Here is a 24,469-nt window from a genome sequence, read left to right as displayed (position 1 = left end):
TTTTATCTTGAATACTTTAATTGTGTTAAACAATAGGGAATTTATAAAAAAATAGACTTATAATATATTATAAGGAAGGTGGGGTATCTAATGTTAAAACTGTTGGTTTCTGGTTCACACCCTTTGATTGAATATGTGAAAATAGAGATAGAGAAGCGAAGAGAAAGTATACAAAAGTTAACAGTTCAAGAAATCGACTCAAAGCATATATTGAATCATCCTAATTACATGAATAATAATGATATTTTAATCTGTGGTGTCGTGTTAGCGGAAAGATTAAGGAAATTAAATGTTAGGGGACAATTAGTTCCGTTAAGAGTTCAAACGCAAGACTTTATTAAAGCATTAGTGAAAGCATCAAAATATTCTAAGCAAATATGCATTGTAAACTATTATAAGGAATTTATAACTGAGGATACATATTTTAATGCAGAGGGATTGAAGGGTCTATTAGGATTTAATATTCAACAGTATGTATACACTTCTACAGAAAATGCCGAAGAAGTTGTTAAAATGTTAAGTGAAGATACCAAGAATGTTATTATTGGATCAGGATTAATTGTGAGTCTAGCTAAGAAGCAGGGCTTACATGGCGTTTTATGGTATGGACAAGAAACAATTCAGCTTTCAGTCAACATTGCTTTTGATATTTTAAAGGCAAGAGTGCTAGAGCGAAGCAATCAAAAGCGACAAAGTATCGTCATGGAAAATTTTAACGAGGGCGTTATAAATTTAAATCGTATGAATCGGATAATGAATATTAATCAAGCTGCTATCGATTTATTAGGATTGGACAAAGACAAGAACTACGAATCACTATTTATTTCAGATGTTTTAGACAATAGTGAGTTGTTAAATGAAACTTTGTCTCCAAAAAAATTAACGGATCGTATTTTGAAATATCAAAACAAGACGCTTATTGTTGATAAGCATTTAATTTATGTAAATAAGCAGATTGACGGTAATGTCATTATATTTTCCGATGTTGAAACCTTACAACAGAAGGAAAACAAGGTAAGAAGAAAATTAAATAAAAAGTTTGAAGGTGCTAAATATACGTTTGATGACATCATAGGTCAAAGCAATCAAATGATTAAGGCAAAATTAAAGGCTGAAAAATTTGCAAAGGCTGATGCACATGTGCTAATTTTAGGCGAATCTGGCACGGGTAAAGAACTATTTGCTCAAAGTATACATAATGCAAGCAGGCGTGCTAACCATCCGTTTGTCGCGGTAAATTGTGCAGCCATTCCAGAGAACTTGTTAGAAAGTGAGTTTTTTGGTTATAGTGACGGAGCATTTACAGGTGCATTAAAGGGGGGCAAGCCAGGATTGTTTGAAGTAGCACATAATGGGACGATTTTTTTAGACGAAATTGGTGAATTGCCATTAAGTATGCAGGCGAAGTTACTACGGGTGCTACAAGAAAAAGACGTAAGAAGAGTGGGAAGTGCAGCCCCGATTCCGATTGATGTTCGTGTTATTTCAGCGACTAACGTAAATTTAATGGCAGGTGTTAAGTCTGGTGAGTTTCGAATGGACTTGTACTATCGAATCGCCGTATTAAACTTATTTTTACCGAATTTAAATCAGCGGAAAAATGATATCGGCTTGTTGTTAAAGAGATTTACAGTGAATAATTACCCGAATCTTTATCCAATAATAGAAAGACATTTTGCTGATTTATTACAACTTTTAGATAGTCATAAATGGGAAGGGAACGTCCGAGAATTTGAAAATACGATTGAAAGACTATTTGCTTATATAGGAACGGATTTAGACATTGAAAAAGAGTTAATTGTAGAATATTTAGAGGAATCGATAAATGAAAATTACTATTTATTGAACAAAGCAGACTCGGTTAATGAGACATTCCAGGAACAGATTAAAGAAGTAGAATTTTTAAAGATTCAAGAAGCATTGGAAAGAACGAATGGCAATAAACAAGAAGCTGCTAAAATTTTAGGAATTAGTAGAAGTACACTTTGGAGAAAATTTAATGAAGCTAACTCAACTAAATAAAATAATACTAAGCTCCTCTCAGGTTTTTATTTGACCTGAGGGGAGTTTTTTTATGAAACATTCATGTTTCATATTTAAGACATAGAGAAAAAATGAGGACAAAGAAAGGCTCATAATCTATTGAATTTGAACAAAAAAGAAAAAGAAAAACGTGAACAATCAAATAATATAGGATTTTCATAAAGAGAAATGAAAGTTTGGCACACGATTTGCTTCTATTTAAGATGAAGAACAGATAGAAGTATTTTAGGAAAAGAAAGGGGTGTAGTCAATGAGTAATCTTGATTCATTATTTAATCCTTCGAGCGTTGCTATTATCGGGGCATCACCTGATGAGAGAAAAATTGGGGGGCGTCCTTTAAGTTATATTCAACGTTATGGCTTTGAAGGAGAAATTTATCCGGTCAATCCAAAATATAAGGAAATTGGCGATTTAAAATGCTATGGCGATATCCTACAAATTGAAAAAGATGTAGATATAGCAATTATTGCTTTACCAAGTGCAGCTGTTATCGAAAATTTTAAAAAATGTGCACAAAAAGGAATTAAATCGGTTGTTATTTTTAGTGCGGGATTCAGTGAATTTGGTGAAGAAGGAAAGCAACTTCAAGATGAAATTGTCTATATTGCAAAGCAACATGGAATCCGTGTATTAGGACCTAACTGTTTAGGATTATTTAATGTAAGAACAGGATTTTACGGTACGTTCTCGACTATTATCGAAGATGAAAAACCAATTAAAAGCAAAATTGGTTTTGTGAGTCAAAGCGGTGCATTTGGTTCCCATGTTTTTACTCTAGCCAGACAGCAAAACATTGGTTTCAGTTATTTTGTTGCAACAGGTAATGAAGCAGATATTGATGTAGCAGATTGTGTAGAATATCTTGCTACAGATCCGGACACCAATGTTATTGCATGCTATATAGAAGGGGTGAAGGATGGGGGGAAATTACTCAATGCGTTTAAACTAGCACGAGATAATAATAAGCCCGTTATCGTTATAAAAGTAGGGTGCTCAGATGTGGGTATGAAGGCGGCAATGTCACATACAGGATCCATCGTTGGAGCAGATAAAGTATTTGATACTGTATTTAAACAAAGCGGTGTATATCGTGCAAAAACAATTGATGAATTTTTAGATGTTACATATGCAGCTTCTCAACTTCCTCCATTAAAGGGTGGCCGTGTTGCTGTATTTACAATCTCTGGTGGTGTCGGTATTTTACTAGCGGATCAACTAGCAGAGAACGGCTTTACTTTACCTGAGACACCAGCCGATGTACAAGAGAAATTGAAGGGGATTTTACCGATAGCTGGGACACATAATCCAATTGACACCACAGCACAAATTTCATATATTCCTACGCTTTTAGAAGATTTCATGGATGCTGTTTTATCCAGCGGTGCTTATGATGCAGCCATTATTTTCTTAGGCTTTGCCGGCTTAAAGCATAATTCAATTGCAGAACGTATTGAGACACTTCGCAAAATGAAAGATAAATTCCAGAATATCCCACAAATTGCAGTGACAATTAACAGTCCTGAATCTAGTCTAGCATTTAGAGATGAGGGAGTTTCTGTATTGCAAGATCCTACTCGTGCAGTCATCGCATTAAAAGCAATGAAAGATTTTGAACAATTTAAATACCGAAGTCTTACACAGGATTTCAAACGTTTCCAAATAGATTTATCTGATATAGATGACAATTTAACAGAGTATGGAAGCAAAAAATTTTTACAGCAATTTTATCTTCCAATTACGAATGAAAAGCTTGCTTTGACAGAAGCAGAGGCAGTTCAGTTTGCTAAAGAAATAACTTACCCCCTTGTTTTAAAAGGGATGTCACCTCAAATATTACATAAGACAGATAAAGGTCTTGTGAGTTTGGACATTCAAAAGGAAGAACAGGTTTATAAAGAATTTAGAAGATTGAAAGGGATTATTGACAACTTGCCTGGTGCCAAGTTCGAGGGAGTACTCATTCAAGAAATGTTAAAAGATGACTTTATTGAAATGTTTGTTGGTTCTAAATACGATCCAATCTTCGGGCAAATGATTATCGTTGGGTTTGGTGGTATTTATATCGAAGTACTGAATGATATTTCGATGCGAAAAGCACCTGTATCCGAAAAAGAAGCCGAAGAGATGATTTTAGAGTTAAAAGCAAGCAAAATTTTACAAGGATATCGAGGTAAAGAAGCAAGTGATATAGCAGCACTTAGCCAAGTTATATCAAAGTTTAGTGAAGTTATTGCAAGCCTAGATGAGGACTTATCAGAAGTAGACTTAAACCCGATTATGGTTTTTTGTGAAGGCCATGGTGTAAAAATTGCTGACGGCATAATTACATTTAATAAGCAACTCGCTAAGATTTAAATAAAAAGGAGAGATTTATAATGGATTTCCGTATACCAGAAGAAACACAAGAGATTATTAACGCCTTAAAACAGTTTGTAGAAAAAGTAGTCATTCCTTTAGAAGAAGAAAATCGCACTCTTTTATATAACGAGCGCAACTACTATTTAGAAGATGGTCGTCGACATCAGAAAGTAGAAGAGCTTCGCAAAATTGTTCGTATGGAATCAGCAAAAGGAGGATTCTACACAATGTTCGGTGACAAGGAACTTGGAGGGGAGCAGCTAGGACCTATCACCTCGCTCTTAGTGGCAGAAGCCTTGAATAAACATTATCCGAACCGTAAATTAATTGATCAGGTTATTATTCCGTCTCCATTTACAAATGGGTTAACGCCAATATTAAAAGGCTTACAACCTTCCTTGAAAGAAAAATACTTACCGGGAATTTCAAGTGCCGAAGAAACCCTTTGCTTCGGTTTAACAGAACCTGATGCAGGTTCTGATGTATGGGGAATCAAAACGCGAGCGGTACAAGATGGAGATGAGTGGGTAATTAACGGTACTAAACAGTGGATTTCAAACGCAGCTTATGCAAACTACTGTATGTTATTTGCGGTCACAAATCCAGAGCTTGTTGCACAACGTAAGGGTGGAATTTCATGTTTCTTCGTGGATACGTCATGGGAAGGATTCAACGTAGATTCCATTATTCCAGTCATGGGTTCATTAGGTGGCGATGCAGCAATCATCAGCATTGACAACTTACGCGTTCCACATGATCATGTAATCGGAAAAGTAGATGATGGATTTACAAAAGCGATTCACGGTATTAACAATGGGCGTCTTGGTATGAGTGGAAAATGTATCGGTTCTGCACAATGGGCATTAAAGAAAGCCGTTGAATATTCAAACATTCGTGAAACATTTGGTAAGAAAATTGGGGAACACCAAATGATTCAGCAAATGCTTGCGGAATGTGCAATGGACATTTACGCAGCTCGTAACATGGCTTTACATTGCGCTTGGAAAATTGAAAATTCTGATAAAACCCCAGCGAAAGAAATTTCAATGGTTAAAGCTTATTGTACAGAAATGATGGGTCGTGTATATGACAAAGCTATCCAAATCCATGGTGGTATGGGTGTATCAAATGAACTAGAACTTGAAGAAGGCTTCCGTTTAGCAAGAACGCTTCGAATTCCAGATGGTACATCTGAAATTCACCGGCGGACAGTTGCTCGTAGACTTTTAAAAGGGGATTTAAACTTTAACTAATTTAAAAATGGAGGTATGTATATGTCAAATAATATAGCGTCTGAAAAAGCAGTTTTGATTGAACGAAAAGGCAAAATTGCTTATATCATTCTAAACCGGCCAGAAAAATTAAATGCATTAAATGCGGCTCTTTTCCGTGATTTAGATTTGGCATTAGATGAACTTGAGCATGACGATAGAGTGAGCGTGGTAATTATCAAAGGAAATGGTCGAGCATTTTGTGTAGGATATGACGTGGAAAAGTATAAGTCACCTTCAGTAATAGAAGATAAAAATAATCTGGAAGGGTATACACGTCGTTGGCTTCGTGTTTGGGAATATCCTAAGCCAATTATTGCACAAGTGCACGGATATGCTTTAGCTGGCGGAACGCAATTAGTGGCTTGCTGTGACATTGTTATAACTGACGAGGATGCAAAATTCGGATTCCCATCTTTACCGTTAGGCGGTGGTTTCGTCGGTATTTACTGGGGATGGCATATCGGTCATCAACGCGCCAAAATGTTAGATTTAACGGCTGGTAGTCGTATTACAGGTCGTGAAGCTGAACAATACGGCATTGCAGCAAAATGTGTAAAGGCAAATGAATTAGAAGAAGAAACGTTAAGTATTGCGCGGGGTATTGCGAAGACACCTTTAGATATTTTAAAGCTAAAAAAGCAAGCACATAACCGCATTATGGATTTGCAAGGTTTCCGCACAGGGATTATGTTCGGTCCGGATCAAGATGCAATCATTCATACCGCGGATGGGATAAAGCTTGTTCAACAAAAAATTGCAGAGAACGGCTTAAAAGGCGCTATCCAATGGTTTAATGAGCAAGACGTATAATGATATTCTAAATTATCAAAGAAGGTGACTTACATGCGCTTTAAGCAAAAAGTAGCAATTGTTACGGGTGGAGCTCGAGGTATTGGAGCAGAAACGGCTCGGTTACTTGCTATAGAGGGGGCACATGTTGCGCTATTTGATTTAAACGAGCCACAATTGAAGGAAACAGCAGACAGCTTGCGTATATACGGCAATGAAGTGTTAACGTTTATCGTTAATATTAAGGATCGAGCGCAAGTCCAACAAGCTGTCCAACAAGTAGTGGCTCACTTTAAAAAGGTAGATGTTTTAGTCAACTGTGCAGGGGTTTTAAAAGACAATTTGCTTCCGAATATGACGGAAGAGGAATGGGACTGTGTTATCGATATCAATTTAAAAGGCTCTTATATATTAGCACAAGCAGTTGAACCTTATATGGTGCAAAAAAGAAGTGGGAAGATTGTCTTAATCTCTTCACAGGCTGCATTAGGAGCAAAAGGGAGAGTCAATTATGCTGCTTCAAAGGCTGGTGTACAAGGCATTACGCGTACACTTGCTATTGAACTAGGACCAAGTGGGATTAACGTCAATTCAGTAGCCCCTGGTTTTATTGATACTGAGATGAGTGCTGTGTCCGAAAAGTTTTCTAACAAACGAGGCATTAAAAACTTCCAAAAAGTGAAACAAGAGATGATAAATAGCAACCCGATTCGTAGAACAGGGAAGCCAGAAGATATCGCTTACACAATTTTATTCTTAGCCTCAGAGCAGGCGAGCTATATTACGGGGCAAACGATTTATGTAACCGGAGCTCCTTAAAGAGGAGGGAACGTGATGAAAGTTTTAGGTATTTGCGGCACATTAGTAGGGTCTAAAACGAGTATTTTAGTTGATAGTTTGCTAAAGCAATTGCAACAAATGCTCCCAGAGGTAGAAGTGGATCTGCTTGATTTGAAAAACTATCAATTAGACTTTTGTGATGGTAGACCAACAATGGAATACAGTAATGAAACGCAAATTGTAATTGAAAAAATCACCGAGGCAGATGCTTTCATTATAGGTACAACGATCTTACATGGCTCTATGCCGGGCGTATTAAAAAATTTATTCGAGCTTGTACCCATCCCAGCCTTCACTAATAAATGTGTTGTTTTTGCTGCCAATGGAGGAAATCACCTGCATTACTTAGCGATTGAGAACTATGTAAAGCCCATTGCAAACTATTTAAAAATGTTTGTGCTACCAGAATATGTTTTTGCCCTATCTTCAGATTTCAATGAGCTAAATGTGCTAAAAGAAGAAAAGGTAAGGGAAACAAGTCAAATTATCGAAAGTTATGCGAGTTATTTGAAAAAGTTAGCGAATAGATCAGGGGAGGTAACAAAATGACAAATCTGCAAGCTACGTCTGTACAATTATTTAAGGAAGTAATGGGGAGCTATCCTACTGGTGTAACCGTTATCACAACTGTAGATGCAAACAATCAACCAGTTGGGCTAACAGCAAACTCCTTTACATCCGTATCGATTGACCCGTTACTCATTTTGTGGAGTATTGATAAAAAGGCGGGAAGCTATGCGGCATTTAACCATTCAAATTATTTTGTAGTGAACATTTTAGCCGCAAACCAACAGGATATTTGTTGGGCGTTCGCCAGTAAAACAGAGCCAGACCGTTTCAGCAAATGCGAATGGCAAATGTCTGAAAATAACGTACCAGTCATTAAGCAAACATACGCAAATTTAGCGTGTAAAAAGCATCAAGTTGTAGATGCTGGTGACCACTATATTTTTATTGGTCAGGTTGTGAACATTGAGAAAAATGATCAAGAGCCAATGCTATATTTCAGACGTAATGTTGGTCCAGTTCCTGCCGCTTTTGGCAGCTAAGGGGTGAGCTGAAAATGAGTCAACAAAATGCTGATAATCATCAATATTGGTACGGGAAAGTTGAACATTATTTGAAAGATGATCCACAATTTTTAGAAATATATAAAAGCTTTACAGAAGCTCCTTGGAGAAGTGGTCATTTAGATGCTAAAACAAAAGAGCTATTGAATATTGCATTAAGTGCTTCCCCCACACATTTAAATATGGCAACGACGCAGGACCATATTCGTAAGGCGTTAAATCTTGGGGCAACAAAAGATGAAATTGCGGAAGTATTAAAGATTGTCAGTATTTTAGGTGTTCATACATGTTCAGTAGGAATTCCGCTTATGATGGAGTATTACGGGAGCGAAGAGGCGTTAGATGATTCAGGTTATACGGAGGAACAAAGCGCATTAAAGCAAAAATTCATCGATACTATGGGGTATTGGAATCAGTTTCGAGATGATCTGATCCGAATGGATACAAAGTTTTTTGATTCCTACTATGAATTTTTAACAATTCCCACGAGAAGAAAAATATTGGAACCGAAAGTAATTGAGTTTATTTATATCGCAATTGATTCCTCGACAACGCACTTGTTTGAAAAAGGCATTAAAGTCCATTTGAAAAATGCGATTAAATATGGTGCGACACAAGCTGAGTTGTTAGAAGTATTTCAATTAACATCAGCGATTGGCTTTCATACCTTATTTGAAACGTTACCAATTCTTGAAAGTGAAGTAGCTAAACAAATAAAACTTAAAGGGTGAAAATCATGACAACTATTTTCCACGAAGAGTTATTAGACATGAAGAGTATCATCCGAGACTTCATTGATAATGAAGTTGAAGTACTTGCAGACCAAATCGAACGAGAAGATAAAATTCCAGAGAGAATTATTAAAATGAGCCAAGAAATGGGGTTATTTGGTCTTAGTATTCCGGAAAAATATGGTGGATTAGGGCTAAATATGGTTGGAAAATGTGGTATTTATGAGGAATTAGGCCGTACAATTAATGGCTATACGACTTTCATCGGGGCACATACCGGGATTGGCAGTGTCGGGATTGTTGACCTCGGAAATGAACAACAAAGGAAAAAATATTTACCTAAAATGGCGAGTGGTGAATATATTGGTGCTTTTGCTTTAACAGAACCAAGCGCAGGTTCTGATGCAACAGCACTTCAAACGACAGCTGTTCGAAAAGGTGATAAATATATTATTAACGGCTCGAAACATTACATTACTAATGCACCAGAAGCATCTGTATTTACAGTGATGGCTGTAACAGACAAACAAAAAGGTGCAAAAGGAATCACTTCATTTATTGTAGAAAAGGATTTTCTAGGTTTAGTAATTGGAAAACACGAGGAGAAAATGGGATTACGCGGTTCACATTCAGCAGAAGTGTTTTTCGAGGATTGTGAAGTGCCAGCAGAAAATGTGCTTGGTGAAGAAGGCTATGGTTATGTGAATGCACTAAAAATTTTAGCAAATGGTCGAGCTGGACTTGCAGCTCGTAACCTTGGTTCTAGTCAAAAGTTACTTGAAATGTCCGTAAAATATGCAAGCGAACGTGTTCAATTCGGCAAGCCGATTATCCAGCAACAAATTATTCAACATTATTTAGCTGAAATGGCGCTTGATGTCGAATCATTACGTGCTCTTACTTACCACGTGGCAGGTCTTGTTGATACAAATCAAAAGATTATTAAAGAGGCTGCAATGGTAAAGTTACATGGTTCTGAAGTTTACAATAGAATAGCTGATAAAGCTGTACAAATTCATGGTGGAATTGGCTATATTCGTGAATATCCAATTGAGCGCTACTATCGTGATGCTCGCATTACAAAAATTTATGAAGGTACATCGGAAATCCAAAAAAATATAATTGCTGCACAATTAATCAAAGAATATATCAAATAAAGTCCAACTCATAGATTTTATAAGGAGCGATAGGATGATACTACCTTTAGAAGGTTATAAAGTACTAGATTTATCTCGTACTTTAGCGGGACCTTATGCGACGATGATGCTTTCTGATATGGGAGCAGAAGTAATTAAAGTAGAGGAACCGAAATCCGGTGATGAATCTAGGCGATTTGTGCCGCCTCACTGGAATGGGGAGAGTTGTTATTTTCTGTCAGCTAACCGTAATAAAAAAGGAATCACGGTCAACCTAAAATCACCTGAGGGGATTGAATTCATTAAAAAACTAGTACATAAAGCCGATGTGGTAGTAGAAAATTTTCGCACTGGCACGATGGAGAAGCTAGGAATAGGCTATGATGTCCTTAAAGAAATCAACCCTAAAATTGTTTTTTGCTCCATTTCCGGGTTTGGTCGTACAGGACCTGAGAAAGATAAAGCGGGTTATGATGTATTATTGCAAGCATATGGTGGATTAATGAGTATTACAGGTACAGAAGATATACCTGTAAAAGCTGGCATGTCGATTGCAGACTTGTCAGCTGGCATGTTTGCCGCATTTTCAATTGTGAGCGCTTTAATGGGCGTTCAAAAAAATGGTGTAGGTCAATATTTAGATGTAAGTTTACTTGATTGCCAAGTGGCGCTATTAAACCATATGGCGACTGGCTATATGGCAAATGGTCTTTATCCGAAAAGAATGGGTACAGCTCATGGAACACTCGTACCATATGGTGGATTTAAAACGAAAGATTCTGATGTCGTTGTAGCAGTAGGAAACGATGGTTTATGGAACAAATTTTGTGAAGCTTTAGAATGGTCTGATTTACTTGCAGACAAACGTTTTACATATAATAAAGATCGAGTTGCCAATCGTGAGGTTTTAGAAAAAATACTAAGTGATCGTCTCCTTGAAATGGAAACGAATGTAATTATCAGTAAGTTAGATGTATATGGTGTGCCATGTGGACTAATTCAAAATATTGAGCAAGTCATGACAAGTCCCCAAGTGAGAGCTCGTAATATGATGGTGGAGATTAAACACCCGAATATACCAAATTTAAAAGTACCAGCTTTTCCAGTGAAGTTCTCAGGAACACCGATTGTTGTTAAGTCTCCGCCCCCCCTTTTAGGACAACATACAAATGAATTACTAACAGAGCTAGGTTATACGGAGGCCATGATAAAAAATTTAAGAGAACAAGAAGTCATCTAATGAATGTAATATGACCCAAATCGTCCTATAGATATGCCCTTTAGAAGTAGGTTTCCAAAAGGGAAATGATTCATAGAGGAGTGAAGTAAAGTGGGTAGATTAGAAGGAAAAGTTGCCATTATTACAGGTGGTGCACGTGGACAAGGTGCCACACACGCCCGAGTGTTTATCAATGAAGGGGCAATGGTAGCTATCACAGATATATTAATAGAAGAAGGAAAGAAACTGGCGGAAGAACTTGGACCCAATGCAAAATTTTATCCGCATGATGTAACAAAATTAATAGAATGGCAAACCATTATCTCTGATGTAGAGGAAACTTTTGGTCATGTAAATATATTAGTGAATAATGCTGGTATTGGGTTTAAAAAGTCTATTTTGGATATGACAGAGAAAGAGTATCGTAAAGTTATTGATGTGAATCAAGTGAGCGTTTTTTTAGGAATGAAGACCGTGTTACCTTCCATGCTAAAAACAACCAATGGTTCTATCGTTAACGTCTCCTCTATCGCTGGACTTCTAGGTAGCAAGGATGGGTCGGTCGCGTATGATGCATCAAAATTCGCTGTGCGTGGCATGACAAAATCAATTGCACTTGAATTGGCACATAAAGGTGTTCGGGTGAACTCTGTTCATCCAGGTATTATTTTTACGCCTATGACCTTGACAAATGATGAAAAACCCCATGTTGTGGAATCCATAGGTAAGCTATTAACTCACGTTCCTATGCAACGTGGTGCAACACCGGATGAAGTAACAAAACTTGTGTTATTTTTAGCAAGCGATGACTCAAGCTATTCAACTGGATCAGAATTTGTTATTGACGGTGGTTTAACAGCGAATCGTTACGGATGATAATATTTTGAACACATACCTTTATTGAAACACAATAAAATCCATTTTATTTTAACTAGGGTGTTGAATTTTAGTAAAATGATAGAATCAATGATTTATAAAAACTTAAATTAAAAACCTGTAGAATAAATTTTTTCACAGGTTTTTTGCGTATTCACCAATAAATGAATAAATCAAACGCGATATAAAAAGTATTCCTTCTCTTGCAACTAGATTTAATGTCTAACTCCCCGTAGAATCATCATCTACAAGTAGGGATTAGTGATGAACAAGTTTTAGAGATATATGAAGTGCTGCTGCTAGCTAGACGTATTGATGAAAGGATGTGGTTATTGAATCGCTCAGGAAAAATCCATTTGTGGTTTCATGTCAAGGGCAGGAGGCTCACAAGTAGGGGCTGCATTAATTAACATTGGATCGTGAAAAAGGATTGCGTGCTTCCCTATTATCGGGGCCTGGTAGTGGTACTAGCAGCCGCTAAAATGGAAGGGAAAAAACTTGTATTATTTGTTACTTTTGGAGAAGAGTCTTAATCAAGCAAATAAACGAAGAACGGATGGATATGGTAAACAGTGACCGATTAGGCAGAACAAGCCCATTATGCAGAAGGACACGCGGCCATGAAGTTCATTTACGCAGATTCATCCGTGATCAAATGAAAGGGCCGGCTTATTTCCATACAGAACCCCCGAATGGACAGACAGAAAAGTCTTCGATTCGGGGGTTAATCTATCTTTAGGTTTGAATATTTAAAGAATAGCAGAGACATTCATATAGCAGTTACTTATAATTGGATATGTCGTTTGTTTAGACTCATATGGGTACAAATTCAGATTGCTGACTGTTTCTTGGCAGGCCGATGTCAGCCATGGTAAGTAACCCTGGTTTTCGAATCGCATCAATTTGTTTAGCTGTATTAATAACCATGGAGGCAGTAGCAGTATCACCGAATACTCCATTTGGTATGATTAATCTTTGTGTTTCGTTTCCTTCAATTATAATCTCATCCTCTTGGTTAATTCCTACAGACATGTTCAAGTCCAAGCAGATTTCCTTTCCGGTAGAGGTCAAAGCTCTTGATACTTGGTGTAGCCCACTAACCGCCCCTTTTTTTAGAGACGTAAGTGGAACGGTTATATCTTCGGTGGCAATTGTTGGCTCAATGGTATTATTTATACTGGTAAGTTCCCAATCTAGCCCATATGCAATTAATCTAACAGATTCTTCAAGCCCAACATGCCCGATCTTATCCTGTTCAGCCAGTGCCTCAAATTCTCCTTTTGTCATACCGATTCCAACTTTTCTTTGTAAGGGGAGGCGGCGTTTCGAAACATCCACTTTACGATTGACAAGGACTCTGTTTACCGTTGTGACAACGGTTGAAAAACAGATCGCCATGGTATCCATGATGAAACCTGGATTAATGCCAGTCCCGATGACACTGAGCCCTTTGCTCTTTGCATATACATCTATCTCCTTTGCCAGCTCAGGATAGCGCTGCCACGGGAAAGAAAGCTGTTCACAGGTAGAAACCACTGAGAACCCATGATCTAAAAGTTCCTTGATTTGTGGCCAAACGTGGTTTGCATTGGAACCGGTCGCATGAAGGGCAATTGGATGCACTACACTGGTTTTTACTTCATTAATACTGGAGACCACATGTACATTCATTTTATTTTCATTTATGATCAGCCCAATATCCTTTCCAACCTTTTGGGGATCAATATCTACAGCACCAATAATCGATTGAGGATTTGTAAGATATGCACTACGCAGAATTTCCATGCCGATAGGACCCAAGCCAAATACGGAAAATTTCGAAATACCACTTACCATTTATTTATCATCCTTTCAAATGTTGTATAACCAAATGCTAACATTGAAGGGAACATAACAAAAATAGTAAATTTTTATATACATATAAACCTTGATTATAAAAGGGACAAGTTGTACTTACTTTAGTTCTTTATCCTTATAACTCACAACGAAGCGTTGGATTGGAGGGTATGTATGATTTGATTTATCAAGAAAGGTGTATGTTCGCTACTTTTCCAAACAGCTGATATTGAGCTAGACAGATTCATATTTTCGATGTTTAAGGCCTTTACCTTTTTAGTTCCTAACAAATCAATCATATCTTTGGGCATGAGGGCAACACCTAAATTATTTGAAACTAGGTTTGCAATCGTTAATAGCTCAGATCCTTCACATAATTTTTTTGGAGAAAACCCAGCAATCGAACATGCCTTTTCCAAAAGAAATTGAAGAGAGTGGGCTTGTACTGCATGATAATGAATAAAGGGTTCATTCTTTGCCTCAGTTAAATGTATGGATTCTTTTTGAGCTAACCGGTGTTCAAAAGAAACGACTAATTGCAATGGAGATTTGTTGAATTCAATCATATTTAGCCCTTCATTTGTCAGTATATTGGCATGTATGGGTGTTCGGATAAAACCAATTTGATATTTTTGCTGTTTGACTAGCTTGACTGCTCTTGCGGAGGTTGTCTCTTGAAGATCCACTTCTACTTCAGGAAATTCAATACGTATCTTTTTCAATAAGTTTGGTATATAAATACTTGCTGCTGATGGTATTGTGGCAATTTTTATTTTTGGTTTGGGGACAATTTTGTTTTCAACGATATTGCTAACTGTTTTTTCGATGTCATCGAAGGAAGGAGCGAGCTTCTTGTAGATATATTCCCCTTCTTCAGTCAATGTGATTTTTCTTGTTGTGCGATTTAGAAGCTTAAAACCTAATTGTTTTTCAAGTGATGAGATTTGTTGGCTTAAGCCAGGTTGGGAGATATGAAGGATCTTGGAGGCTTTGCTGAAACTAAGGTGGTTTGAAACCTCAATAAAATAACGTAGGGATAGGAAATTGATAAAATCACTCCTTTTGTTTAAGTGGTATCAGAATAACTGGATACAGCCAATAAGAAGGTATTTTATAATCAATAGTTATAAGTTTATAACAATAATATATTTCTCAAATGCAAGAGTCAATATTATCTTTAAAGAAGGATATAAAAAACTGAAAATTTAGTCAAATATAAAGTTGGTCAAAAAAACGCGCGTTTATGACTGTGAGGATATGGGTTAAATTCCCATATGTAAAATGAAGGAAATTAGAGTTGATCACAGAATACTATTAATATCGTCGCATTTAAAGATGATGAAATTGAAAAAGGAGGGATTTTTGTGAAGGGATGTAAAAGCCTTTTTTTATTCGGAATGATCATGTCCTTACTACTTATTACTGCTTGCAGTAAGGGGAATGAAGGGGCCTCTGGAGACGAAAGACAAAATTTAAGTCTATTAACAGGTGGGACTGGTGGTACATATTACCCACTCGGTGGTCAGATCGGTAATATCATCACGGATAATACCAATGCGAATATTACACCACAAACCTCCGGGGCTTCTGCAGAAAACATGGAAACCTTAAGAGCTGGAGAAGCTGAGATAGCTTTCTCGCAAACGGATATTGCTGCATATGCAGTTGAGGCCAAAGAAATGTTCAAGGGGAACCCAATTGATAATATCCAGGCAATTAGCTCTTTATATCCAGAAACTGTACAGCTTGTAACAACAGCTAAAAGTGGGATTAAATCAGTGGAAGATTTAAAAGGAAAGAAAGTATCGGTCGGTGCCCCTGGATCAGGTGCATACATTAATGCCATGCAAATTCTAGCACTTCATGGGTTATCAGCTAAAGATATAAAAGCCCAAAACCTCTCCTTCGACGAGTCAACGGACGGAATACAAGCTGGGAATATTGATGCAGCATTTATAACAGCAGGTACTCCAACTGGTGCAGTAGAGGCACTTTCTGTTCAAAATGATATTGTTGTCCTACCAATTGCGGATGAAAAGATTAAAGAGTTGGTTAAGAAATATCCATATTATGCGGAAGATACCATTCCGAGCGGCACGTATAAGATTAAATCAGATGTAAAGACCGTTGCCGTGAAAGCCATGTTGGTTGTAAGAAAAGACATGGATAAAGACTTGGTGTACGAAATGACTAAGGCTATTTATGACAATACAGACAAAATCACGCATGCAAAAGGAAAATTAATTACGGCAGAGACGGCACTTGAAGGATTAGGGGAAATGGAGTTGCATCCTGGTGCAGCTAAATATTTCGAAGAAAAGGGAATTGCCAAATAAATGCTACGATAATCGATAGTTCGCTATCGATTTCGTTGTTTCTTGAAGTTTGGAGGTTTCGATGAGCAACAATTTTTTAAAGAGATTCGTGTTTTTTATTATCCCTCTCTTTCTGTTCAGTGCTTTACTTGGTTTCATACCATATAAACAAGTCCTTGCGTTTTCCTATCAAGATCAAGGCGAGTTGTTGGCTTATTTACCTTTGAAAAGAGAAAAGACGTTTCAAATAGAGTATACACATTCTATTCACCTCTCGGACGTTCTTGAAACCTATCAGCTATCAAGGGACTCCATTAAGCAAACCGAGCTGGCTTATGAAGACTTTGCTGTAGGCATGCCTTCTAATGCAGAGGGAGAGGAAGTGTTTGAAGAAAAAGACGGTGTATATCATATCAAAAATATGAATCGAACATTTGAATATATTGACTTAAGAATAGGGCAGGTTGGAGCCAATCATCGCTTAATCTATAGAAAACAAACTGTATTATTATCACGATTTATTAAGCCGGGAACATGGATCAGAATTTCAACGAAAAAAATTTCCTTTTGGGAACAATTGGATGGGGTGAATATCAATGGATGATGATAAAGGAAAAGCGCAGTACTTAACGGAGGAAGAACAGCAGAAACTTTTAGCGAAATACGATCCTGAAGCAGGGACCAGGAAATTAAAAGGCATATTGGGGTATATTGCTTTTTTCGGTCTCTTAGCATTTTCTTTATTCCAATTGTATACAGCCATCTTTGGGGTTTTTACAGCACAAATTCAACGGACGATTCATTTAGGTTTCGCGCTATCTTTAATCTTTTTATTATTTCCTGCAAATCGGAAGAAACGCCAAAAAGGCAAGCTTCAAATAGCATGGTACGATATGATTCTAGCAGTATTAAGTATAGGAGTCGGAGCTTATTGGCCCTTGTTTTTCGACGATTTGGTCATGAATGTCGGTCGTTTAGGTACGTTGGATTTTACGGTTGGTTTACTGGCCATTTTACTGGTGTTAGAGGCAACGAGGCGTGCAGTAGGAATCCCTATAACGACAATAGCGGTTCTATTCATTTTATATGGTCTATTTGGTCAATATATGCCTGGTTTCCTTTCGCATCGCGGTCTAACTTTCGAGCGGATGGTCCAAACGATGTTTTTCTCTACAGAGGGAATTTTAGGAACACCGCTGGCGATTTCATCCACCTTTATTTTCCTATTTTTACTATTTGGTGCCTTCCTTATACGAACCGGGGTTGGCCAATATTTCAATGATCTCTCAACTGCGATTGCAGGTAGAAGAGTCGGCGGACCTGCGAAGGTTGCCATTTTTTCAAGTGCATTACAAGGAACAATCAGCGGCAGCTCGGTAGCGAATGTTGTCACTTCAGGGTCATTTACGATTCCCATGATGAAAAATCTGGGTTACAAAAAGGAATTTGCTGGGGCAGTAGAGGCATCTGCTTCAACAGGTGGACAATTGATGCCACCGATAATGGGAGCGGCAGCGTTTCTAATGGTCGAGTTTATTGGGAATGGCATCACGTATTGGGATATAGCAAAAGCAGCCACCATTCCAGCCATTCTTTACTTTACAGGGATTTGGATCATGACCCATTTTGAAGCAAAAAGGCTTGGATTAAGGGGATTGACGAAAGAAGAAATGCCGAACAAGAGAGAAGTGATAAGAAAAGTTTATTTATTGATACCAATCGTTGCTATCGTTCTCCTACTGATGTCGAATATAACAGTTACACATGCCGCATTGTATTCCATTCTTATCTCGATTATTGTAGGGTTCATTAACCAAGATGTACGGATGAAATTTAGTGATATCATTCATGCCCTAGTAGATGGGGCTCGAACGGCATTGGCAGTAGCGGCTGCAACGGCTAGTGCAGGTATTATCGTAGGGATTGTCACAAAGACAGGGCTAGGTCTAAAGCTGGCGAATGGATTAATCGATTTGGCTGGTGGCTACTTAATACCAACACTTATGCTTACAATGGTCGCGGCCTTAGTATTGGGAATGGGGTCACCGACAACTGCTAACTATGTAATTACCTCTACCATTGCGGCACCCGCCATCATTTTACTGGGTGTACCAGATTTATCCGCACATCTATTCGTTTTCTACTTTGGCATTATTGCGGATATAACACCACCAGTGGCACTAGCCGCTTTCGCAGCAGCCGGGGTTTCTGGTGGAGATCCCTTAAAGACAGGGATCCAATCGTCTAAATTAGCGATAGCGGCCTTTATTATTCCTTACATTTTCGTACTATCCCCACAAATGCTGATGATTGATTCAACTTGGATGGAAGTGGTATGGGTCGTTTTTACGGCAATGACTGGAATGATTGCTATCGGGGCCGGGGTCATCGGTTATTGGATACGCGGAATGCATTGGTTAGAAAGATTCCCAGCCATTATTATCGGCTTGCTATTAATCTATCCTGAAACCATTACGGATATCATTGGATTAGCTTCCTTTGCCGTCTTGCTTGCTTTCCAATATTTCAAGAAGCAAGACAAAAGGAACATGCCGACCATTTTGGATAATAATCATAATATTTAGGTAATGGACTGAAAGACACTAGACGGTGGCTTTTACCCAACTACATCATTTATCAGTTAGGAGGTGAGTGTGTAATATAAGGTGGAGCCACCGTCTTTAATTTATATAGTTTATAATTTTGTTGTTTAATAAGGCTGAACTCTACTAGAGTTATCTCCATGATACACATAGGAACTGTCTCCAACTTTAGAATCTTAACCAGAAGAAAGGTATAGGTTTTTCTAAGTGAACAGGATTAATATCCGTTTTGAAAGGGGACTTTATATGACCTATTTTAAGAGTTTAATTATAGCTGTTTTCAGTATCTTTTTAGTTGTCTCTACCGTTATTGCAAGTGTGCCCGGAGTAGATAAATCAATGAAGCAAGGAACAAAAAAGGGAATCGTTTCGGTTTCCCATCCCATAGCAGCTGAAGCCGGTAGGAAGATTTTAGAGCAAGGCGGAAATGCTGTTGATGCAGCAGCAGCCATTCAGCTGTCATTAAATGTAGTGGAACCGATGATGTCGGGAATTGGCGGCGGGAGTTTCATCATGATTTATAGTAAAGAGGAAGATAAAATTACGATGATTGATAGCCGTGAAACAGCTCCAAAAAACGTTACACCTAAACTTTTCCTGGATAAAAACGGAAAAGTTATACCTTTCAGTAAACGTCATATTACAGGAAAGGCGGTAGGGGTCCCTGGAACCTTAAAGGGAATGGAAATGGCTCTTGAGAACTATGGTACGATGAGTTTATCAGAAGTAATAAATCCTGCGATCAAACAAGCGGAAAAAGGAGTGAAAGTAAATTGGTCCGCCGCTCAATATATTGATGAAAATAAAGCGAAGCTTCTAAATAATCCTGCAGCTGCCAAAGTGTTCATTCCCGGGGGAGAACCATTAAAAGAAGGGGATAAGCTCATCCAACCGGATCTTGCCAAGACATTCAAAATTATTAAGAAACAAGGGCCGGATGCACTTTATTCAGGGGAAATCGGTGAAGCGCTTGTCAAGGAAGTTAAAAAACGAGAAGGCGTCATGACCACGGATGATTTGAAAAGGTATGAGGCGAAAGAAAGGGAACCGATTCGATCGAATTATAGGGGATTTGAAGTCGTTGGTGCCGCTTCGCCGAGTTCAGGTAGTTTGACGGTCCAACAAATTTTAGAATTGATGGAAGGGTATGATGTGAAGAAGATGGGAATTAATTCCCCTGAATATCTTCATTATTTAACGGAAGCCATGCATTTGGCATTTGCCGACCGTGCAGCATACATGGCTGATGAAGATTTTTATGAAGTTCCTAAAAAGGGGCTTTTAGATGAGGAATATATAAAGGAAAGAAGAAAACTAATTAATCCTAATAGATCGACTGCAGAAGTAAAAGAAGGAGATCCATGGGAATATGAAGGAAAAGAACCTTCTTCCATGCCAACTGTGGTGGAGAATCATCCTGAAGGTCAAACCACCCATTTCTCGGTGATGGATAAGTGGGGGAATATGGTGTCATATACGACAACGATTGAACAAGTGTTCGGTACTGGCATAATGGTACCGGAATACGGTTTCATGCTAAATAATGAAATGACAGATTTCGATGCTACACCGGGAGGCGTTAATCAGGTAGAAGCAGGAAAACGCCCTAGAAGCAGTATGTCACCAACTTTTGTCTTAAAAGATGGAAAACCTTTTCTTGCCTTGGGCTCTCCTGGGGGAGCTACCATTATTGCATCCGTGTCTGAGACCATCATGAATGTAATCGATCATGGGCTACCAATCCAAGAAGCCATCCTATCACCTCGTATATACTCTGCGAACTATCCCACTGTTCGATGGGAGCCGGGAATTGAACAAAATACAAAATTGGAGCTAATGGCAAAAGGTCATGTCTATGAAGAAAAACCTCAACATATTGGAAATGTGCAGGCCGTCGTATTCGATTATGAAACGGGAAAAATGTATGGTGGGGCGGATAATACGAGAGAAGGAACAGTTCTTGGAGTAGATAAGGGATACTATAAGTCGAAAAAAGCTCCAGAAATTAAAGAAGAGAAGCCAGGTCCGTTCACATTAAAAGTAAATGGTGTACCTTTTCCGTATACAGCTAAACAAATGAAGATAATAGATGGTAAGCCTTATATTCAATCGGATAAATTGCTACTTGGTTTAGGCGTAATAGGCACAAAAGATTTAAAGACCTATAAACCAGATCAAAAATCATTCCTACCCGTTTTAAGGGTCGGAAAAGTAACAGGATTTAAAGTGGAGTGGAACGAAGAAGATAAAGTAGTATTATTGGAAAAGGATCCAACTGATTACGAGGATATAGACGATGATGGGTCCATCACAAACTAAGTTGATTAAAAACCCTCCATTAAAGCCAGCCATGCTTTTATGGGGGGCTTTTTTATGCCCAATGATAAGGAATGGGTCCGGGAAACATGATCATATTTGTCCAATTTGAAAAGGAACAAGGAGCAATGAAACAAGGGGGACGATCACTAATTCGTTTTGTTTTTACCTTTGGTGGATAATGTATATAATACGGGTAACAACCAATTGAAGGGAGACTTATTATGAATGAATATAAAGTGACAGTGAAGAATGGTAGTATGGTAATTCTTACGGATGTTATTAAAGCTGAAGATGAAAGGGAAGTTCTGGGTACACTATTGATTAACAGTGAATTGTTCAATCAACCATTTACAGATATTAAGATTCTAGAGCGTTAACAAATAATACAGTAGGTGATAGTATGTGTGGACGGTTTACCCTTTTTACGGGCATTGAAGAAATCATTGATCGCTTTGATATACAAGCTGCTTTTAATGAAGAGTACCAGGCTAGCTATAATGTAGCTCCGACGCATTCCGTTCTATCTGTCATTAATGATGGTACTAAGAACCGGTTAGGGTATCTCCGATGGGGATTGATTCCGTCCTGGGCTAAAGATGAAAAAATTGGCTACAAGATGATAAATGCCAGGGCCGAGACAATTGCCGAGAAAGTAAGTTTCAAGAATGCTTATAAAAAGAAACGGTGCTTGATTCTTGCCGACTCCTTTTATGAGTGGAAGAAGGATCCTGAACGTAAAATACCAATGCGGATTAAACTTAAGAATAATGATCCATTTGGAATGGCAGGTCTATGGGAATCATGGAAATCACCGAAAGGTACGGTTTATTCTTGTTCAGTTATCACCACGACGTCAAATGAATTGATGACAAGCATTCATGATCGTATGCCTGTCATTCTTAATCCTGAAGATGAGAAGGTTTGGCTGGACCCGACCATTCAGGATACGAACTATCTCCAACAATTCCTAAAGTCTTTTGACGCCGAACAAATGGAAGCGTTTGAGGTATCATCGGATGTGAATTCTCCTAAAAACAATTCTTCCAACCTAATAGAACGGATTTGTTGAGAACTTTTATTATGTAAAACAATATACGGCATATTTTGATAGAAATCGGTCCATAACAATTCTAGCCTATTGAATTTCTGAAAAGTTGTTATATGAAATAGTTGACAGAAAAAAATTATCTATGTGACAATCCGGTTTAAACCGGTAGTGTTTTCTGTTTCAATAAGATAAATGGGAGTGTAGATCATTACTACATTCATCATTCATATCTAGTTAATTCAACCTTAACTCTTGCAGTTAGGGTTTTGTTTTTGCCTATGTAGTAAAATTCAAATCAAGGATGTTCACTATTATTTAGATACCACACACATATTGAAATGAGTTGTATATGGGACAAGCCTTTAAAATACACTTAGGGAGAACCTCATTAGAATCTTCAAGTGTAACTCCTTTACTTTTGTTAGAGGATGGAAGAGGAGACGGGGCTATTTCCAGTGCACCTATCTTCATGGCATCTTTCATAATCGTCTGTTTACTAGGTCTTTATTCAATCAAATTCGTCGGGAAAAAGGGTTGGATGAAGTAAAGGATAATGTGCAAAGTGATTCAGAGCGACGAGAGGAAGCGTATGACCTCTTGGCTGCCCTTTTGGAAGAAGATATTGATATGGATACAATCTATCAATGGCTGCAAATCGAAAATTAAAGATGACACCTGGAAATATAGATGGTTACATACTCTAGCAGAAGAGAGTCTAGAGTATGTAATTTTGTAATGGAAAGAGCCCTGTTGCCTATACATAGATATAAAACGTTTTATTTTACTGATAGCTTATTGGTTCTTGGTTATGTAAAGGTTATGTAAAAGTAAGTTATGCAGCTTATCAAGTTCTTGGCTTATATGTAAAGTTTTTGGAGCGGTGAATCCATGGTTAAAAGCTGTATAGATTAATTCCTTCCTCAAAATTTCTATTTTTGTATGTAGTAGTTCCATACTTTCCAATGAAAATCCCTCAAGTTCTTATACTTTTTTGTCATGTATCTATTATTACATAAATTAGGATGACTTGCCGGTATTTTGCTTCAAATTGATTTCTACCATCAAAATGCATAAGATAAGGATTAAATTTCCTTTTTTCGGCCATATTAAGTGACAGACCTTTAGTTAATATGGTATGGTGTGTTTTCTACATACTTTATAGAATTAAAAGGATGAGGTGTTTTAATATGAATAAAACAGAATTAGTCACAACTGTAGCAGCACAAGCAGAATTAACAAAAGACGACGCTAAAAAAGTAGTGGATGCATTGTTTGAGACAATCACGACTACGCTAGCTAAAGAAGAAAAAATTCAATTAGTTGGATTTGGTACATTTGAAGTACGCGATCGTGCAGCACGTACTGGTAGAAATCCGCAAACAGGTGAAGAAATACAAATTGCAGCTAGCAAAGTTCCTGCATTCAAAGCGGGTAAAGAATTAAAAGAAGCCGTAAAATAAGGGGTTCCCTTTATTTTCAAATCTCTGGAGTTAGTTAGTCTCCAGAGATTTTTTTGTTTTTTAATTGCTACATAAGTGGATTTTATTGATTTAGAGCATAAAAACAGGCCCTGATTTTCAGGGCCTGTTTATTAGTTTAATTAAAGTTTGTTTACGTTTGTTGCTTGAGGCCCACGTTGACCTGATTCTACTTCAAATTCAACTTCCTGGCCTTCTTCAAGAGATTTATACCCTTCCCCTTGAATAGCTGAGAAATGAACGAATACGTCGTCTCCATTTTCACGCTCGATAAATCCAAATCCTTTGTCACTATTAAACCATTTTACTTTTCCACGTTCCATTTAAGTACCTCCTAGCATGGTAAAACCTGCATTATTATCTTACATCATTATAATATCCATTTTAAAAGCATTTAAACTTAAAAAATAAAATTCACTGCCATTAATGGCAGTGAATTTCAGTTTGTAGACAAAAGGGGTTCGGAATGGTTTCATTCCGAATCCCTTTTGATATTTTCTTGGAATTTTGCTCAAGATTAAGAGCTTGGGTCT

General features: G+C 37.7%; 23 protein-coding genes and 1 pseudogene. 20 read left to right on the top strand and 4 right to left on the bottom strand.

The annotated features are described in order from the left end of the window. Positions 1-90: 90 nt before the first annotated feature. The 12 genes and pseudogenes from ACQKL0_RS02840 to ACQKL0_RS02785 all read left to right on the top strand — a co-directional run. Positions 91-2,022, top strand: coding sequence for a sigma 54-interacting transcriptional regulator (locus ACQKL0_RS02840; RefSeq protein ID WP_427686096.1), 1,932 nt, complete (start codon positions 91-93; stop codon positions 2,020-2,022). Between the two features lie 271 nt (positions 2,023-2,293). Then, positions 2,294-4,399, top strand: coding sequence for an acetate--CoA ligase family protein (locus ACQKL0_RS02835; RefSeq protein WP_427686094.1), 2,106 nt, complete (start codon positions 2,294-2,296; stop codon positions 4,397-4,399). Between the two features lie 20 nt (positions 4,400-4,419). After that, complete coding sequence (locus tag ACQKL0_RS02830) at positions 4,420-5,655, top strand: acyl-CoA dehydrogenase family protein (RefSeq protein WP_427686092.1); 1,236 nt, start codon at positions 4,420-4,422, stop codon at positions 5,653-5,655. Between the two features lie 21 nt (positions 5,656-5,676). Beyond that, positions 5,677-6,486 carry an enoyl-CoA hydratase-related protein gene (locus ACQKL0_RS02825; RefSeq protein ID WP_427686090.1) on the top strand — a complete coding sequence of 270 codons (810 nt, stop codon included), beginning with the start codon at positions 5,677-5,679 and terminating at the stop codon, positions 6,484-6,486. A gap of 33 nt (positions 6,487-6,519) precedes the next feature. Next, complete coding sequence (locus ACQKL0_RS02820) at positions 6,520-7,284, top strand: SDR family NAD(P)-dependent oxidoreductase (RefSeq protein ID WP_427686088.1); 765 nt, start codon at positions 6,520-6,522, stop codon at positions 7,282-7,284. Positions 7,285-7,299: 15 nt separating this feature from the next. Next, complete coding sequence (locus ACQKL0_RS02815; RefSeq protein WP_427686086.1) at positions 7,300-7,854, top strand: NADPH-dependent FMN reductase; 555 nt, start codon at positions 7,300-7,302, stop codon at positions 7,852-7,854. Further along, positions 7,851-8,354, top strand: coding sequence for a flavin reductase family protein (locus ACQKL0_RS02810; protein WP_427686084.1), 504 nt, complete (start codon positions 7,851-7,853; stop codon positions 8,352-8,354). Before ACQKL0_RS02815 ends, ACQKL0_RS02810 begins: the two co-directional genes overlap by 4 nt. A 14-nt stretch (positions 8,355-8,368) precedes the next feature. Next, positions 8,369-9,106 carry a carboxymuconolactone decarboxylase family protein gene (locus ACQKL0_RS02805; RefSeq protein WP_427686082.1) on the top strand — a complete coding sequence of 246 codons (738 nt, stop codon included), beginning with the start codon at positions 8,369-8,371 and terminating at the stop codon, positions 9,104-9,106. A 5-nt stretch (positions 9,107-9,111) separates the two neighbouring features. Then, complete coding sequence (locus ACQKL0_RS02800) at positions 9,112-10,263, top strand: acyl-CoA dehydrogenase family protein (RefSeq protein ID WP_427686080.1); 1,152 nt, start codon at positions 9,112-9,114, stop codon at positions 10,261-10,263. A gap of 34 nt (positions 10,264-10,297) precedes the next feature. Continuing rightward, positions 10,298-11,482, top strand: a complete 1,185-nt coding sequence (locus ACQKL0_RS02795) for a CaiB/BaiF CoA transferase family protein (protein WP_427686078.1) — start codon at positions 10,298-10,300, stop codon at positions 11,480-11,482. A gap of 90 nt (positions 11,483-11,572) precedes the next feature. Next, the gene (locus tag ACQKL0_RS02790; protein ID WP_427686077.1) at positions 11,573-12,337 is read left to right on the top strand and encodes an SDR family NAD(P)-dependent oxidoreductase; all 765 of its coding nucleotides are present in this window, start codon (positions 11,573-11,575) and stop codon (positions 12,335-12,337) included. 257 nt (positions 12,338-12,594) lie between these two features. Next, a pseudogene (locus ACQKL0_RS02785) lies at positions 12,595-12,843 on the top strand (thiamine pyrophosphate-dependent enzyme); the annotation flags it as partial. Positions 12,844-13,150: 307 nt separating this feature from the next. Here ACQKL0_RS02785 and ACQKL0_RS02780 read toward each other — a convergent pair. After that, complete coding sequence (locus ACQKL0_RS02780) at positions 13,151-14,173, bottom strand: hypothetical protein (RefSeq protein WP_427686075.1); 1,023 nt, start codon at positions 14,171-14,173, stop codon at positions 13,151-13,153. Between the two features lie 143 nt (positions 14,174-14,316). Next, a complete protein-coding gene (locus ACQKL0_RS02775) occupies positions 14,317-15,222 on the bottom strand; it encodes a LysR family transcriptional regulator (RefSeq protein ID WP_427651649.1) in 906 nt (301 codons plus the stop codon). Between the two features lie 315 nt (positions 15,223-15,537). Here ACQKL0_RS02775 and ACQKL0_RS02770 point away from each other — a divergent pair, with 315 nt between their 5' ends. From ACQKL0_RS02770 to ACQKL0_RS02740, 7 genes are all read left to right on the top strand, one after another. Next, complete coding sequence (locus tag ACQKL0_RS02770) at positions 15,538-16,509, top strand: TAXI family TRAP transporter solute-binding subunit (protein ID WP_427686073.1); 972 nt, start codon at positions 15,538-15,540, stop codon at positions 16,507-16,509. A gap of 61 nt (positions 16,510-16,570) precedes the next feature. After that, a complete protein-coding gene (locus ACQKL0_RS02765) occupies positions 16,571-17,092 on the top strand; it encodes a DUF1850 domain-containing protein (RefSeq protein WP_427686071.1) in 522 nt (173 codons plus the stop codon). Continuing rightward, positions 17,085-19,073 (top strand): TRAP transporter permease, encoded by a 1,989-nt coding sequence (locus ACQKL0_RS02760; RefSeq protein ID WP_427686069.1) that lies wholly within the window; start codon positions 17,085-17,087, stop codon positions 19,071-19,073. The genes ACQKL0_RS02765 and ACQKL0_RS02760 overlap by 8 nt, the downstream gene beginning before the upstream one ends. Positions 19,074-19,337: 264 nt before the next feature. Next, entirely contained in the window at positions 19,338-21,410 is a 2,073-nt protein-coding gene (gene ggt / locus ACQKL0_RS02755; RefSeq protein ID WP_427686067.1) for a gamma-glutamyltransferase, read from the top strand. Positions 21,411-21,631: 221 nt separating this feature from the next. Next, positions 21,632-21,787 carry a hypothetical protein gene (locus ACQKL0_RS02750; protein WP_427591864.1) on the top strand — a complete coding sequence of 52 codons (156 nt, stop codon included), beginning with the start codon at positions 21,632-21,634 and terminating at the stop codon, positions 21,785-21,787. 23 nt (positions 21,788-21,810) lie between these two features. Beyond that, on the top strand, positions 21,811-22,479 hold the full coding sequence (locus ACQKL0_RS02745; RefSeq protein WP_427686065.1) for an SOS response-associated peptidase: 669 nt from the start codon (positions 21,811-21,813) through the stop codon (positions 22,477-22,479). A 513-nt stretch (positions 22,480-22,992) separates the two neighbouring features. Then, positions 22,993-23,124, top strand: coding sequence for a hypothetical protein (locus ACQKL0_RS02740; RefSeq protein WP_427686064.1), 132 nt, complete (start codon positions 22,993-22,995; stop codon positions 23,122-23,124). 126 nt (positions 23,125-23,250) lie between these two features. Here the strand turns inward: ACQKL0_RS02740 and ACQKL0_RS02735 are convergent, their stop codons facing one another. After that, positions 23,251-23,412 carry a Spo0E family sporulation regulatory protein-aspartic acid phosphatase gene (locus tag ACQKL0_RS02735; RefSeq protein ID WP_402989809.1) on the bottom strand — a complete coding sequence of 54 codons (162 nt, stop codon included), beginning with the start codon at positions 23,410-23,412 and terminating at the stop codon, positions 23,251-23,253. A 233-nt stretch (positions 23,413-23,645) separates the two neighbouring features. Here ACQKL0_RS02735 and ACQKL0_RS02730 point away from each other — a divergent pair, with 233 nt between their 5' ends. Next, positions 23,646-23,918 carry an HU family DNA-binding protein gene (locus tag ACQKL0_RS02730; protein WP_402872569.1) on the top strand — a complete coding sequence of 91 codons (273 nt, stop codon included), beginning with the start codon at positions 23,646-23,648 and terminating at the stop codon, positions 23,916-23,918. 140 nt (positions 23,919-24,058) lie between these two features. Here the strand turns inward: ACQKL0_RS02730 and ACQKL0_RS02725 are convergent, their stop codons facing one another. Then, positions 24,059-24,259 carry a cold-shock protein gene (locus ACQKL0_RS02725; protein WP_402872572.1) on the bottom strand — a complete coding sequence of 67 codons (201 nt, stop codon included), beginning with the start codon at positions 24,257-24,259 and terminating at the stop codon, positions 24,059-24,061. Between the last annotated feature and the right edge of the window lie 210 nt (positions 24,260-24,469).

The organism is Peribacillus sp. NPDC097264, assembly GCF_050277925.1.
Taxonomy (GTDB): Bacteria; Bacillota; Bacilli; order Bacillales; family DSM-1321; genus Peribacillus.
The sequence above is the reverse complement of the archived record's forward strand: the minus strand, read 5'-3'. Positions and strand labels throughout refer to the sequence as shown.

What these genes read in the sequence shown, in the direction of transcription:
- ggt (WP_427686067.1), top strand. Translation starts at nt 19,338, where the DNA reads ATGACCTATTTTAAGAGTTTAATTATAGCTGTTTTCAGTATCTTTTTA.
- ACQKL0_RS02820 (WP_427686088.1), top strand. Translation starts at nt 6,520, where the DNA reads ATGCGCTTTAAGCAAAAAGTAGCAATTGTTACGGGTGGAGCTCGAGGT.
- ACQKL0_RS02840 (WP_427686096.1), top strand. Translation starts at nt 91, where the DNA reads ATGTTAAAACTGTTGGTTTCTGGTTCACACCCTTTGATTGAATATGTG.
- ACQKL0_RS02830 (WP_427686092.1), top strand. Translation starts at nt 4,420, where the DNA reads ATGGATTTCCGTATACCAGAAGAAACACAAGAGATTATTAACGCCTTA.
- ACQKL0_RS02815 (WP_427686086.1), top strand. Translation starts at nt 7,300, where the DNA reads ATGAAAGTTTTAGGTATTTGCGGCACATTAGTAGGGTCTAAAACGAGT.
- ACQKL0_RS02745 (WP_427686065.1), top strand. Translation starts at nt 21,811, where the DNA reads ATGTGTGGACGGTTTACCCTTTTTACGGGCATTGAAGAAATCATTGAT.
- ACQKL0_RS02735 (WP_402989809.1), bottom strand. Translation starts at nt 23,412, where the DNA reads ATGGAACTACTACATACAAAAATAGAAATTTTGAGGAAGGAATTAATC.
- ACQKL0_RS02795 (WP_427686078.1), top strand. Translation starts at nt 10,298, where the DNA reads ATGATACTACCTTTAGAAGGTTATAAAGTACTAGATTTATCTCGTACT.
- ACQKL0_RS02800 (WP_427686080.1), top strand. Translation starts at nt 9,112, where the DNA reads ATGACAACTATTTTCCACGAAGAGTTATTAGACATGAAGAGTATCATC.
- ACQKL0_RS02805 (WP_427686082.1), top strand. Translation starts at nt 8,369, where the DNA reads ATGAGTCAACAAAATGCTGATAATCATCAATATTGGTACGGGAAAGTT.
- ACQKL0_RS02780 (WP_427686075.1), bottom strand. Translation starts at nt 14,173, where the DNA reads ATGGTAAGTGGTATTTCGAAATTTTCCGTATTTGGCTTGGGTCCTATC.
- ACQKL0_RS02825 (WP_427686090.1), top strand. Translation starts at nt 5,677, where the DNA reads ATGTCAAATAATATAGCGTCTGAAAAAGCAGTTTTGATTGAACGAAAA.
- ACQKL0_RS02760 (WP_427686069.1), top strand. Translation starts at nt 17,085, where the DNA reads ATGGATGATGATAAAGGAAAAGCGCAGTACTTAACGGAGGAAGAACAG.
- ACQKL0_RS02810 (WP_427686084.1), top strand. Translation starts at nt 7,851, where the DNA reads ATGACAAATCTGCAAGCTACGTCTGTACAATTATTTAAGGAAGTAATG.
- ACQKL0_RS02765 (WP_427686071.1), top strand. Translation starts at nt 16,571, where the DNA reads ATGAGCAACAATTTTTTAAAGAGATTCGTGTTTTTTATTATCCCTCTC.
- ACQKL0_RS02725 (WP_402872572.1), bottom strand. Translation starts at nt 24,259, where the DNA reads ATGGAACGTGGAAAAGTAAAATGGTTTAATAGTGACAAAGGATTTGGA.
- ACQKL0_RS02730 (WP_402872569.1), top strand. Translation starts at nt 23,646, where the DNA reads ATGAATAAAACAGAATTAGTCACAACTGTAGCAGCACAAGCAGAATTA.
- ACQKL0_RS02835 (WP_427686094.1), top strand. Translation starts at nt 2,294, where the DNA reads ATGAGTAATCTTGATTCATTATTTAATCCTTCGAGCGTTGCTATTATC.
- ACQKL0_RS02750 (WP_427591864.1), top strand. Translation starts at nt 21,632, where the DNA reads ATGAATGAATATAAAGTGACAGTGAAGAATGGTAGTATGGTAATTCTT.